12 protein-coding genes are annotated in these 12747 nt (G+C 34.5%); 5 read left to right on the forward strand and 7 right to left on the reverse strand.

Annotated features, from left to right (window positions below; translation table 11 throughout):
* Positions 1-56: 56 nt before the first annotated feature.
* A complete protein-coding gene (locus ASC72_RS18150) occupies positions 57-3575 on the reverse strand; it encodes a nitrate reductase (RefSeq protein WP_056194059.1) in 3519 nt (1172 codons plus the stop codon).
* Between the two features lie 187 nt (positions 3576-3762).
* Here ASC72_RS18150 and ASC72_RS18155 point away from each other — a divergent pair, with 187 nt between their 5' ends.
* The 5 genes from ASC72_RS18155 (at position 3763) to ASC72_RS18175 (ending at position 9358) form a co-directional block, all read left to right on the forward strand.
* Positions 3763-4467, forward strand: coding sequence for a Crp/Fnr family transcriptional regulator (locus ASC72_RS18155; RefSeq protein WP_056194062.1), 705 nt, complete (start codon positions 3763-3765; stop codon positions 4465-4467).
* Positions 4468-4859: 392 nt separating this feature from the next.
* The gene (locus ASC72_RS18160) at positions 4860-6299 is read left to right on the forward strand and encodes an alginate export family protein (protein ID WP_056194064.1); all 1440 of its coding nucleotides are present in this window, start codon (positions 4860-4862) and stop codon (positions 6297-6299) included.
* 27 nt (positions 6300-6326) lie between these two features.
* Positions 6327-7556, forward strand: a complete 1230-nt coding sequence (locus tag ASC72_RS18165; protein WP_056194067.1) for a CmpA/NrtA family ABC transporter substrate-binding protein — start codon at positions 6327-6329, stop codon at positions 7554-7556.
* Between the two features lie 23 nt (positions 7557-7579).
* The gene (gene ntrB / locus ASC72_RS18170) at positions 7580-8467 is read left to right on the forward strand and encodes a nitrate ABC transporter permease (protein WP_056194070.1); all 888 of its coding nucleotides are present in this window, start codon (positions 7580-7582) and stop codon (positions 8465-8467) included.
* Between the two features lie 84 nt (positions 8468-8551).
* Positions 8552-9358 (forward strand): ABC transporter ATP-binding protein, encoded by an 807-nt coding sequence (locus ASC72_RS18175; RefSeq protein WP_056194073.1) that lies wholly within the window; start codon positions 8552-8554, stop codon positions 9356-9358.
* A gap of 49 nt (positions 9359-9407) precedes the next feature.
* Here ASC72_RS18175 and ASC72_RS18180 read toward each other — a convergent pair whose 3' ends face one another.
* From ASC72_RS18180 to ASC72_RS18205, 6 genes are all read right to left on the reverse strand, one after another.
* Complete coding sequence (locus ASC72_RS18180) at positions 9408-9725, reverse strand: type II toxin-antitoxin system RelE/ParE family toxin (protein WP_056194076.1); 318 nt, start codon at positions 9723-9725, stop codon at positions 9408-9410.
* Positions 9725-9964 (reverse strand): hypothetical protein, encoded by a 240-nt coding sequence (locus ASC72_RS18185; protein WP_056194079.1) that lies wholly within the window; start codon positions 9962-9964, stop codon positions 9725-9727. The genes ASC72_RS18180 and ASC72_RS18185 overlap by 1 nt, the downstream gene beginning before the upstream one ends.
* Positions 9965-10081: 117 nt before the next feature.
* A complete protein-coding gene (locus ASC72_RS18190; protein WP_056194082.1) occupies positions 10082-10705 on the reverse strand; it encodes a bifunctional 2-polyprenyl-6-hydroxyphenol methylase/3-demethylubiquinol 3-O-methyltransferase UbiG in 624 nt (207 codons plus the stop codon).
* 2 nt (positions 10706-10707) lie between these two features.
* Complete coding sequence (locus ASC72_RS18195; RefSeq protein ID WP_056194085.1) at positions 10708-11421, reverse strand: endonuclease/exonuclease/phosphatase family protein; 714 nt, start codon at positions 11419-11421, stop codon at positions 10708-10710.
* Positions 11422-11452: 31 nt separating this feature from the next.
* Positions 11453-12157: a hypothetical protein gene (locus ASC72_RS18200; RefSeq protein ID WP_056194088.1), complete on the reverse strand. Its 705-nt coding sequence runs from the start codon at positions 12155-12157 to the stop codon at positions 11453-11455.
* Between the two features lie 139 nt (positions 12158-12296).
* Positions 12297-12662, reverse strand: a complete 366-nt coding sequence (locus tag ASC72_RS18205; RefSeq protein WP_056194091.1) for a hypothetical protein — start codon at positions 12660-12662, stop codon at positions 12297-12299.
* Between the last annotated feature and the right edge of the window lie 85 nt (positions 12663-12747).

Below are 12747 nucleotides of genomic sequence, written 5' to 3' on the forward strand. Positions count from 1 at the left end.
TTTCAGGTTCTTTGCATTCCAATACCCTGAAACGTGAAACCTGAAAACAAAAGAAACTATACTTTACATTTTGCTAAAATTTCTTTTACCTCTGTCTTGCAACTTCCGCAGCCTAATCCGGCTCCGGTGTTTTTACATAGATCCGTGAAATTGTTGACACCGCCTTTAATGGTTTCTTCAATATTTCCGGCTCCAACCTGACTGCAGGAACAGACTAATTTTCCTAACACCGGTTTAGCGTTTGAACTTCCTCTTAATAATGAATTTCGTTTGTCTGATAATTCGATTTTGCTTTCGATCATCGTTTTAAATTCGGCAAATTCATTCTTGTCGCCCATCAAAATAGCTCCAACAAGCAAATCATTTTTAACAATGCATTTTTTATAATAACGTTGTTTTAAATCGGCAAAAACAATTTCTTCGTAAGAGTCATCGTTTTCCGGAATTTCAATGTCTCCAATGCTGCAGAGATTGATATCTTCCAATTTTAAGATGTTCATCAAAACCGAGCCTTTGTAATAACTGCTAATATCACCTGCTAAATAGTTAGCTAAAATATCAGCTTGTTCTTCAGCAGCAGAAGTGATTCCGAATAATTTATTATCAAATTCGGCTATTTCTCCAATAGCATAAATGTCAGGATTTGAAGATTGTAAATACTGATTTACCTTTACACCGCGGCCGCAGGCAAGCCCGGTTTCACGGGCAATTTCGATATTCGGAATAGTTCCGATGGTATACACGATGGTATTTGCCGTAATGATTCTGCCACTTTTCAGTGCAATTTCCAGTTCATTTGGATTCTCTGTTTCAAAGACAGTACTTACTTCATTATCAAAATAAATCTGAATATCACGAAGCTGAACTTCTTCGGCCAATAATTTACTAGAAATCAAATCTAACTGACGTTCCATCAAACGTGAAGCCCTTTGGATTATAGTGATTTTTACTTTTTTATGTTTTAGGGCTGCAGCTAATTCCAATCCTAATAAACCACCACCAATGATAACAACATGTTGTTCTTCAGGAGGTAAACCAGTATTGTCAAGGTAGGCTTTTAGTCGGTCTGCATCTTCTTTACGACGAACGGTAAAACGTCCCGGTAAATGAAGCTGAGCATTTTCAGGAATAAAAGGACGACTTCCTGTTGCTAAAATTAAAGAATCGAAAGTGTGGGTTTCGCCTAAACTATCTGTTATGGTTTTTGCCGTCGCATTTATTTTATCAATTGCCACGCCGGCTTTCATCGTAATTTTTAGTTTACTTAAAGCTTCACCGTCTTTTACTTTTAATAACTGTTGCCAGGTAAATTCGCCTGTCATGTATTCCGGTAGCAAAACGCGATTGTAAAACGGATTTACTTCATTCGAAAAAACAATAATTTCATCGGTTGAATTGAATTCTCGATAATTTTGAATAAATCGGAACGCTGCTGCTCCGGCGCCTACAATGGCAATTTTCTGGAAAGGTTTTACATATTTTGTAATAGCAACCGTGGTGTATTTAAAATCAGGTTCTTTTGAAACAGGATCAACAACGGTATTCGTTAAGTTATTCGTACGGTTTAAATCATTATCAAGCTGTTTTCCCCAATGCATCGGCAAGAAAACCACTTTTTCTCTGATCGAATCGGTCACTTTTGCTTTTACCCTAACTTCTCCATTTTTACTGGAAACGATTACGATATCACCATTTTTGATGTCGTTTTTATAAGCATCAATAGGATTAATTTCTAAAACCGGACTTGGCGTATGCGTCATCAATCGCGATACTTTCCCTGTTTTCGTCATTGTATGCCATTGATCACGAACTCGGCCTGTAGTAAGGATAAAAGGAAATTGCGGACTTGGTTGTTCCGAAGTATTTTCAATAGCCGTTGGTAAATTGAAAATTGCTTTTTTTGATGGCGTATAGAATTTTTTATCAGTAAAAAGACGGGGAGTTCCCGGATGTCCATAATCAGGAACAGGCCATTGAAAAGTGCCTTCGGTTCTTAAGCGATGATAATTTAAAAATGAAATATCAATATTGGTGTTTTTCGTCAGTGCACAATGTTCTTTATAAACTTCTTCGGCACTATTAAAATTGAAACCGTTGAAATTCATTTTTTTAGCAAAACGAATTAAGATTTCAATGTCCGGAAGTGCTTCGCCGGGAGCATTAATTCCTTTTGGTAAATAAGAGATACGACGTTCCGAATTCGTCATTGTACCTTCTTTTTCTAACCAGCCGGCGGCAGGCAATAAAAGATCGGCATATTTTGAGGTATCAGCGTTATGTGAAATATCCTGAACTACAACAAACTTGGCCTTTTGCAACGCTTTTTCAATACGTCGGGAATCCGGTAAACTTACCATCGGATTGGTACAGATAATCCAAACGGCTTTCATTTTTCCAGATTCCAATGCTTCAAACATTTCGGTTGCAGTCAATCCCGGTTTGTCTGAGATTTCGTCAACTCCCCAAAAATCAGCCACTTCTTTGCGATGTTCCGGATTTGCAATGTCTTTGTGTGCGGCCAAAAGTGTCGCCATTCCGCCCACTTCTCGTCCGCCCATAGCGTTAGGTTGTCCGGTTAATGAAAATGGACCTGAACCCGGTTTTCCAATTTGTCCTGTCAGTAAAGACAAATTTAGTAAAGCAGTATTTTTATCAACACCAACAGCACTTTGATTTAGTCCCATGGCCCAAAGCGAAATAAAACCTTTTGCTTTTCCGATAATATCGGCGGCAAGTTTGATGTCGTTTACGGAAATTCCGCACAGTTTAGAAGCTTTTTCAAGCGAAGTCCCTAAAACTAAGTCCTTGTATTGTTTGAAATTCTCCGCATTATTTTTTACGAAATCATGATCAACATATCCTTTTTCGATAATACGTCTGGCGATCGCATGGTATAAAATAATATCAGATCCGGGAATAATTTGCAGATGTAAATCGGCAAAAGCAGCCGTGTCTGTTCGTCTCGGATCAATTACAATAATTTTTATTTTTGGATTATTCTCTTTGTGTTTTTCAATTCTTCTAAATAAAATAGGATGACACCAGGCCGGATTTGCACCGGTAATCAGGAAAGTATCAGCCAATTCGATATCGTCATAAGCAATTGGGACAGAATCTTCTCCAAAAGTCTTTTTATAACCCACAACCGCAGAACTCATACAAAGTCTCGAATTGGTGTCTATATTATTGGTTTTCAAAAAACCTTTTACCAATTTATTGACTAAATAATATTCCTCCGTTAAACATTGGCCTGAAATATAAAAACCAACACTGTCTGGTCCGTGTTTTTTTATGATAGAAGTAAAAACCGCTGCAGCGCGATCAAGAGCGGTATCCCAACTTACGCGCTCCAGTGGATAGGATTTGCTCCCACGCATTTCCGGATATAAAATTCGGTCAGAAGTATCATTGACTACGTAATGCAAATTCATTCCTTTAGAACACAACATTCCTTTGTTGACAGGATGATCTTTGTCGCCCGTTACCATCACACCATTTTTGGCATCATTAGTGACGATAATTCCGCAGCCGACGCCACAATATGAACAGGTAGTTTTCATTTTGGTATTTTGCATTACAGCTTCTTTTTTAAATACAACTATAGTAATTATGCCCAGTCGTAAATGCCTCACGTATTTGACTTAGACAAAAATAAGTATTTTTACGTATAAATACGTATTTTTTGAATTTTTTTTTCTATTTTTGATGAAAATAAATGAGGAACAACAAATTAGTTTTTAAATCGGTTAAAATTTAGAACTCATGAAAGACGAGCAAGCAATTTGTTATACCTGTGCCAACGAGAACTGTTTTATTAAAAAGCATCTGCATTTAGAACAAATGAAACAATATGTTCAGAAGAAACATAGTTTTGTTTGCAAAAAATCGCAGCAGTTTATCATTGAAGGTGCTCCAATTCAGGGACTTTATTTTATATGTAAAGGAAAAGTAAAAACGGTTAAAACCGGAATTAACGGCCGAGAACAAATTGTTCGTCTTACTAAAAATGGAGACACAATTGGTTTTCGAGGTTTTGGAACAAGTAAACGCTATCTTATTGGTGCTTATGCTCTTGAAGATACGGTTTTGTGTAATTTCAGCAATGAAACCATGATGGAAATTCTTCAGAACGTTCCTGAATTTACGTATGCCTTAATGTTGTTTTATGCCGATGAACTCAATAAAAGCGAAAACAATATCCGTAAAATTGCCCATATGAATGTACGTGAGCGCGTTATTGATTTATTATTGTACATCCACCGAAAATTTGGGCAAATAAACGGCCTAATTGAAATTGAACTTTCAAGAAAAGAAATAGCAGACTTCGCCGGAACGACTGAAGAACAAGTCATTCGTGTGCTGTCAAGCCTCAAAAAAGAAGCCTTAATAAAAACTGTAGGCAAAAGAATTGGCATCCTCGCCATTCCAAAACTTCAGTCAGAAATCATGGAACATAAATACTTTTAAAAGAAGAAAAGTTTCAGGCTTCAGGTTTTCTTTGTTTCAGGTTTGTTGATTTCAAGCTTCAGATTTCAAGTTTCAGGTTTCAGGTTTCACGTTTTCTACGGTAACAATTGGAAATCAGATTTTTCATGTCTTTCTTCTTTCTTCTTTTTTCAAGATCCCAAAAATTATCTAATTATCTAATTTCCTCATTCTCCAATTAAGTTAAATTACGTAATCCCTTAAACCTCTTGTTTTACGGGGCATAGTGCCAACTTCATGCGAAAACGCAGAAAACAAATTGACTTTCAAACGCTTTTTATTGGTTAAAAAAAATGTTTTAACATGGCATAAGTATTGTACTTAAGTATTTATACGTATATAAATTTGCTTCATACAAATCAAAACAAATTATTATGAGCAAATTAACCAATCCTATTTTAAAAAACCACGGTACTATTTTTACATCTAAACTTTCAAAATCTATTCTATTAGGTTTTGTACTTACAATGTTAGGAAGCTATGAAGCAAAAGCGCAATTTACACTTACAGGTCAGTTAAGAGACCGTGTTGAAATGCGTGCCGGACAAGGAACTTTACAACAAGAAGGTGATAAAGCTGCTTTATTTACAAGTCAGAGAACAAGATTAAGTGCCGGATATTCTGGTTATAGATTTAAAATTTTCACGACGCTACAAGATGTTCGCGTTTGGGGACAGGATGCTTCCTCTATCAACAGAACAACAACTGAAGCAAATAACGGAATTTTATTGCACGAAGCCTGGGCGGAGATTTTTTTGAATGATACCGTTAGTACGATTCAGAATCTGTCTATAAAAGCCGGACGTCAGGAAATTTCTTATGATGATCAAAAAGTTTTAGGAAGTTTAGACTGGTTGCAACAAGGAAGACGTCATGATGCGATCGTTTTTAAATTTGCCAATAAAGGCTGGATCGCAGATGTTGGAGCTGCTTTTAACCAGAATAAAGAAAATAATACGGGAACAGTTTATAATGGTACTAACCCGGCTTATGGCGCAGGAACTAACGGAATTGGGACTATGTACAAATCGTTTCAATATGCTTATGTGGGGAGAAAATTCTTCTTTGGTGACTTATCTTTTTTATTCTTCAAAGATGATTTCAACAAATATACTTTAGTGACTGCAGGAACTCCGGCCGTAACTACAAAAGTAAATGGAACAGGGGTTTGGAGCAGAAATACAACAGGAATTTATTTCAACACCAATGTGACCCGAAAATTAAATTTAATGGGAAGTTACTACTATCAAGGTGGAAAAAACAAAGATGGAAGATCATTAAATGCCAATTTGTTTTCGATTACATCAACTTTACAAGTAGGAAGAAAATTGTTCATTGGCCCTGGAGTTGATTTTTTATCTGGAGATGACGGAACCAAAACAGTTACGGCCGATTCAAAAGACAATCGATTTGATCCGCTTTACGGGACGCCTCATAAATTCTGGGGAAGCATGGATTATTTTTATGCAGCCAATGGTTTTGGGAAACAAGGTTTGCTGGATTACTTCTTCAAAATAAAATATAATGCCAAAGACAATTTAAGTTTCGCATTGGACATTCACGGTTTTGAGTCGGCAAACACTTTATCTAATGGCGCTGGAGGGAAGTTAAACTCTTATTTAGGAACCGAATTGGATTTACTGGTAAAATACAATCTAACCAAAATCGTCAATATCGAAGCAGGCTATTCTTTCATGAAAGCAACGAATTCTATGGCTTCGGCAGCGGTTAAAAATGTTGCAAATGCTGATTTAAGCCCACAGTTTGCTTATGTAATGCTAAATATCAAACCGAATTTTTTAGCTAAAAAATAAAAAAAATAACTTTTAAATTTCTTAAAAATGAAAAAAATACTGATAAACACAACAGAAGTTTTCAAAAGAGTGATACTAACTTTAATACTCGTTCTAGCCGTTTCTTTTTCAGAAGTTTCAGCTCAAAATGATCCTGTAAAACTCGGATTTATTCCACTAACAGATTGCTCTCCAATCGTAATGGCAAAAGAACTAGGATTGTTTAAAAAATACGGAGTTGAAGTTGTGGTAACCAAAGAATCTTCATGGGCTAATGTTCGTGATAAAATTTTAACCGGTGAATTAGATGGAGCGCACTGTCTGTATTCAATGCCGTTTTCGGTTTACACTGGGGTAGGAGGAAAAGCAGGTTCTGAAATGAAAATCGCCATGATGCTAAATGTGAATGGTCAGGCGATCACACTTTCAAATGATTTTTGTGGCAAAGTAGGTTTCAAACAAATGAATAAAATTGCGCCAGTTGTGGCGGCCAAGCTTAAAGCAGAAAAAGAAGTGACTTTTGCCATGACTTTTCCTGGGGGAACGCACGATTTATGGCTGAGAAACTGGATGGCAATTGCAGGTGTAAGTCAAAAAACGTCTAAAATTATTACGATTCCACCTCCGCAAATGGTAGCCAATATGAAAGTTGGAAATATGGATGGATATTGTGTAGGAGAACCTTGGGGAGGAGTCGCTGTAAAACAGGGAATTGGTTTTACGCAAATCGCTTCGCAAGATATCTGGAAAGATCATCCTGAAAAAGCATTGGTTGTAAACAAAGAATTCAGCGAAAAAAGAAGAACTGATCTTGTAAAAGTGATGAAAGCCGTTTTAGAAGCTTGTATTTGGCTGGATAATCCGGCAAATCGTAAAAAAGCAGCTGCAATAATTGGGAAAGCACCTTATGTAAATGCTCCTGCTGATGTTATTGAAAATAGATTAATGGGAAATTATGATTTGGGCTGTAACCAGGGGACGGAAGTTTATGCAAAAGATTATATGTTGTTTTACAAAGGCGGTCTTGTAAATTATCCTAGAAAATCCTATGCTATTTGGGCTATGGCGCAATATGTTCGATTTGGATACCTAAAAGAAGCACCAAATTATAAAGCAATCGCTGATAAATTGATTTTACAGGATTTATACGAAGAAGTAGCCAAAAGCATGAAAGTAAAAGTACCAAATGATGATATGAAACCTTTCTCGCTCACAATGGATAAAACGATTTTTGATCCTTCAAATCCAGAGGCTTACTTAAAAGCGGTTAAAAAATAATTTTTAATTTAAATCAGAATATCATGTCTAATAAAGATACCTTAACGCTAAACGATATCGCGGATCAAACAGAAGTTTTGATGCCTAATACCGCAATTGATAGTGGAAGAAAAGAGAAATCAAAATTGATTTTAAATTCAATTTTGATTAAACTAAAATCAACGGCATTTGCAGGAATCGGAATTGCATTATTTATTGGTTTTTGGAGTTTATTGAGTTTTTATACCAAAGATGCACTGCCTGGACCGTTGGCTACTTTTACCGTTTTGAAAGAAATGTTAAGCGATCCGTTTTATGATTACGGACCAAATGATAAAGGAATCGGGTTGCAATTATTCAATTCAATAAAAACCGTTTTACTAGGCTTTTTATTAGGTTCGTTAGTAGCTATTCCAATCGGGATTTTGATGGGAGCGAGCACGATTTGCAAGCAAATTATGTATCCAATTGTGCAGCTTTTAAAGCCAGTTTCGCCTTTGGCATGGTTTCCTATTGGGTTGGTCGTTTTTAAAGACACCGGTTTGGCAACCATATTTATCGTTTTCATTACGTCTTTATGGTCTACTTTAATCAATACTTCTTTCGGAATCGCTTCTATTCCCCAGGATCATAAAAATGTAGCAAAGGCATTTGGCTTTTCTAAAATGCGTTATCTGACTAAAATTTTAATTCCGTTTAGCTTGCCGCATATAATTACCGGATTACGTTTAAGTATCAGTGTGGCATGGCTGGTAATTGTTGCCGGAGAAATGCTTTCAGGCGGAGCCGGAATTGGTTTCTTCGTATGGGACAGCTGGAACGCCTTAAGTTTAGAAAAAGTAATTTCAGCCATCATCATCATCGGAATAGTTGGTTTGATATTCGATAAATTCTTCACTTACGTGGAAAATAAAGTGGCTTACAAGGCTTAGTTTAAAAGGTACAAAGGAGCAAAGGTTCAAAGGTTTTTCAATCTAAAATCTAAAATCTAAAATCAACAATCTAAAATTACACATATGAGTTATTTAGAAATCAAAAATTTAGAGATATCATTTCCAACTCCAAAAGGGAAATACATTGCGGTTCGTGATATTAATTTATCCATTCAAAAAGGAGAAATCATTTCGATTATCGGACATTCAGGTTGTGGAAAATCGACTATTATGAATGCTATTGGCGGTATGTTGACCCCAACAGGTGGTTCTGTCGAATTAGCCAATCAAAAAATAAAAGGGCCAGGACCGGATCGCGGAATCGTTTTTCAAAATTATTCGCTTTTACCCTGGTTAACGGTAGAACAAAATATCTTTCAGGCTGTTGATTCGGTTATGAATTGCTCTAAAAAAGAGAAACACGAAATTGTGATTGAGAACCTTAAAATGGTGAATTTATTTGAGCATAAAGATAAATTACCGGGACAGCTTTCGGGCGGAATGAAACAACGTGTTGCCATTGCGAGAGCTTTTGCAATCAATCCGGGAGTATTGCTTTTAGATGAGCCTTTTGGTGCTTTAGATGCCTTAACAAAAGGATCGATGCAGTTGGAAGTTTTGAAATTGTGGAATTTAGACAACAGGGAAAAAACGATCGTAATGATCACGCATGATATTGAAGAAGCTTTGTTTTTATCTGATAGAATTGTGGTATTGAATAATGGTCCGGCATCAACTATCAGAGAAATTGTAGAAGTGCATTTGCCAAGGCCGAGAAACAAAATTGAAATTGTAAAAATGCCGGAATATATTACCTTAAGAGATAAATTGTTGCATTTATTGACGGACAAATTCTCTATTGAAGATATGGGAATGAAATATAAAAATTAAGATAATTTAGTTGAGATGTTCTGTTGAGACGCATTGCGGTGCGTCTCAATTATTTTGTTCGTTTAATTTTACCAGGATTTTGCCTTGTATCAAAAACGTCTGAAATTTTTATCAACTTTTTCTCATCGTCAATACAATAGATAATTTTGTAATTGTTACAAGTTAGATATAAATATTTATTTTCTCTGTCTAATAAAAGATCTTCGACTTGTGTTGAAAATGTATTATTTATAAGCTTATTAGGTTCAGAAATGATTTCTTTAATAATTTTTTTAGCGACTTTCATTCCTGCTTTTTGCAGATAATAGTTATAGATTTTATCAATTTCATTTTCAGCAAAATCAGACCACACAACTTTCAATTTCATTACTTATATTTTTCTAGAAGTTGTGAAGTTGTTTTATATTTTCCTTTTTTAAAATCATCTTCTGATTGATCAATTCTACTATTAAGTTCTTCAATAGAAAATGGGCTGAAAAATTCATTTTCGTCTTCATTTTTTTTGTTTCTGCTTTTTAATAAATTTTCAAGTTGAGAAATTACTTCTTCACTTTGAATTTTCAGAAACTCTTGTACAAATTCTATTTTTCTAGTCTGTAAATCCATCTCATTAGTATTTTTCCAAATTTACGAATTATCTTGGATATGAATATTTTTTTGACTGTATTTTTAAATTACTATTTAGTATAACTATACTTGATCTAGGCAGTCAGTCAAATTGATTTACTTTTTCTTTCCAACAAATCGAATTACAGAGCCTTTTCCGTTATGAAATAAACCTTCGTTCAGTTCAATTTCTGTTTCTTCCAATTGAATGATTTCGTAGTTAGGAAAATCAGCTTTTATTTCTTCAATAGAAAACAAAGATGCAATATCTTTTGGTCCTCCAACTTTATCATTAATAGCAAGATATTCTAAATGTTTTTTGCTGAAAGCTTCAAAAATAATGATTCCGTCTTTTCGTAAATAAGTTTCAAGTGTTTTGTGAAGATATGATTTAATTTCCGCCGGGAAATGAGCGTAAATCAAAGCGATTGCATCAAATTGTTCGGGTTGATAATTTAGCGTTTCTAATGCACCAACCTTATAGTCAATTTTTACATTGTTGGCTTGCGCTAGTTTTAAAGCTTTGTTTTTTCCTTCTTCGCTGATATCAAAAGCAGCAACTCTCCAACCTAATTTGGCTGCATAAACAGCATTTCGGCCTTCGCCTTCGGCAGGAAAAAGAATGGTTCCAACATTTAATTGTTCGATTTGTTCTTTAAAGAAATTATTGGGTTCCTCGCCATACGCAAATTCCTCATTGCTGTAGCGGTCGTTCCATCTTTCCGTCCAGGTGTCATTCATGATTATATATTAAAATTAATAATTAAAGGCTTGTGATCACTGTGCATGGTCCAGTCCTGATAAGTTCCAACTTCGACATGATCGAGAACTTCGATAAAATCATTTGAAGCAAAACAATAATCAAGATGATAAGGCCTGTTTTCGTGACGATAAAGATACAAAGTAGGATGCTCTTCTTTACCCTGAATTTGATTGAAATATTTATGGTACGTACTGTAGATTTTTTTTGATTCCAGTTGATTTACTACTGTCGTATGGTTTCCTTCTCTTCGAGGTTTATCCCAAATGGTATTGCTGTTGAAATCGCCAATTAAAATCGTTTTGGTTTCCCTAATTAAATCTTCATAATAATTGATAGCATTCCAAACCTGAGTTACATATTGACCGTCTTTATCGGCGGGATTATTGGCCCAAACAGCAAACAAGGTAAAATCAACTTTTCCGCCAGTAACTGCTATTGGCAGAATGTTTTTAAAACTCGGATTATGGCAATCCAGTAATTGAAACCGATAATCGCCATAAGAGAAAACGCCAACTCCTTTGTGTGGATTGGTACCGTACCAAAGAATATCCGTTGGTAGTTTTGTATCGGTGGGAAATTTTAGTTTTTCAGGATTTTCACACTCAGAAATTACGACAATATCAGGATGATAAGGCAGAATGAATTCTGCTTTTTTTCTGAATGCCATGTTGCAATTCCAGGCTATGAGTTTCATTTACAAGAAATTTTAAAAGGAGAATAAAAGATTAAGCAACCCAAGTTCCTTCAACTTCATCAATAATCCATTTATTATTGACTTTTTTAATATAAATTCTAAATCCTTGTCCGCAATGTCTGCCACAAACAAAACCGCCATCTAAAATTCCAAATTGTCTATTTTTATTAAATTGTATTCTAGAAAATGAAACCACCCCTCCAAATATAAAATCGTATTTTGCTTTCCAAATTGCTTTATTATCTTTTGGAAATAGAGCAATGTCTTTAAGTCGAAATTTATTATTGAGTTTTATGTTTTTAAAATCAAAAACGTATTCAGTTTCTTTTTTTTCTTTTGATAAAAAGATCTTTGAATTTTTAAAATGTGTTTTGAAATCTTCTTTTAAATCTCGAGAATTGTCTCTTATTAATGGATCAAATCCAATAATTATTTTAGATGTATCTTTTTCAATATTTTTTATATGATTTTTCCAGTCTAATAATTTTTGCTTTTGTTCATTAGTTCCTTTTGTAGAATCTACACGAATATAATTTCCTTCGTTGTCGTATATAATTTCGCCTACAATAGGAGGTGGTTCTGAAAAGATTCTCATATCAATGCAGGTTGAATCGATTAAACTTGGAAAAATTTCGGTCATAACATTTTTCTCAAATTCTAAATCTGTAACTTTCTTTTCACAGCTAGAAAAAAGAATAACTACTATTATGAATATTAGTTTTATAATTCTCTTCATATACCAAATATATCAATTAAAACTGCAAAATAATTTATGTAAACCAAAAAAAATACCCTTTTCCAAAACTGAAAAAGGGTAAATTAAAAATGTATATTTTAGAAAATTAGGTTAAATATCGCTTTTATACTTTTTAATCCTAACCAACAAGTGTTGTTATGCCATTATTGATGTCAATTTCTGCAAAATTATGTTTTCCCATAACGATAAGCAGTTTGTCTGTATTATAACCCACATATCTTATTTCAGGATTTCCACGTTTTGGTTCTCCACAAATGGAAATTACATTGGTTTGCCATTTCAATTTGCTTCCTTTGTAGGCAGATATGGTTTGTAGATCATTTTCAACATAATAAATAATGTTGTTTTTTTTAATTCCTCTTTTTTGTGTTTTTGCAAAATTTATTTCTGAGTTTTTTGAAATCAAAGTCTCATTGAACTTTTGACCAATACCAGTGTGAGTTACAAAAAAGGTTAACATAGATAATTTTAAAAATTGTTTCATTGGGATAGAATTGGGGGTTCATAATCGATTCAAATATAACTAATTAAAACATATAATAAGATTTTGATAAGTAAAAAAAAATACC

The organism is Flavobacterium sp. Root420, assembly GCF_001427905.1.
Classification (GTDB): domain Bacteria; phylum Bacteroidota; class Bacteroidia; order Flavobacteriales; family Flavobacteriaceae; genus Flavobacterium.

Excerpts from the sequence above, each read along its gene's own strand:
- ASC72_RS18150 (WP_056194059.1), bottom strand. The coding sequence starts at position 3,575 with ATGCAAAATACCAAAATGAAAACTACCTGTTCATATTGTGGCGTCGGC.
- ASC72_RS18155 (WP_056194062.1), top strand. The coding sequence starts at position 3,763 with ATGAAAGACGAGCAAGCAATTTGTTATACCTGTGCCAACGAGAACTGT.
- ASC72_RS18160 (WP_056194064.1), top strand. The coding sequence starts at position 4,860 with ATGAGCAAATTAACCAATCCTATTTTAAAAAACCACGGTACTATTTTT.
- ASC72_RS18165 (WP_056194067.1), top strand. The coding sequence starts at position 6,327 with ATGAAAAAAATACTGATAAACACAACAGAAGTTTTCAAAAGAGTGATA.
- ntrB (WP_056194070.1), top strand. The coding sequence starts at position 7,580 with ATGTCTAATAAAGATACCTTAACGCTAAACGATATCGCGGATCAAACA.
- ASC72_RS18175 (WP_056194073.1), top strand. The coding sequence starts at position 8,552 with ATGAGTTATTTAGAAATCAAAAATTTAGAGATATCATTTCCAACTCCA.
- ASC72_RS18180 (WP_056194076.1), bottom strand. The coding sequence starts at position 9,725 with ATGAAATTGAAAGTTGTGTGGTCTGATTTTGCTGAAAATGAAATTGAT.
- ASC72_RS18185 (WP_056194079.1), bottom strand. The coding sequence starts at position 9,964 with ATGGATTTACAGACTAGAAAAATAGAATTTGTACAAGAGTTTCTGAAA.
- ASC72_RS18190 (WP_056194082.1), bottom strand. The coding sequence starts at position 10,705 with ATGAATGACACCTGGACGGAAAGATGGAACGACCGCTACAGCAATGAG.
- ASC72_RS18195 (WP_056194085.1), bottom strand. The coding sequence starts at position 11,421 with ATGAAACTCATAGCCTGGAATTGCAACATGGCATTCAGAAAAAAAGCA.
- ASC72_RS18200 (WP_056194088.1), bottom strand. The coding sequence starts at position 12,157 with ATGAAGAGAATTATAAAACTAATATTCATAATAGTAGTTATTCTTTTT.
- ASC72_RS18205 (WP_056194091.1), bottom strand. The coding sequence starts at position 12,662 with ATGAAACAATTTTTAAAATTATCTATGTTAACCTTTTTTGTAACTCAC.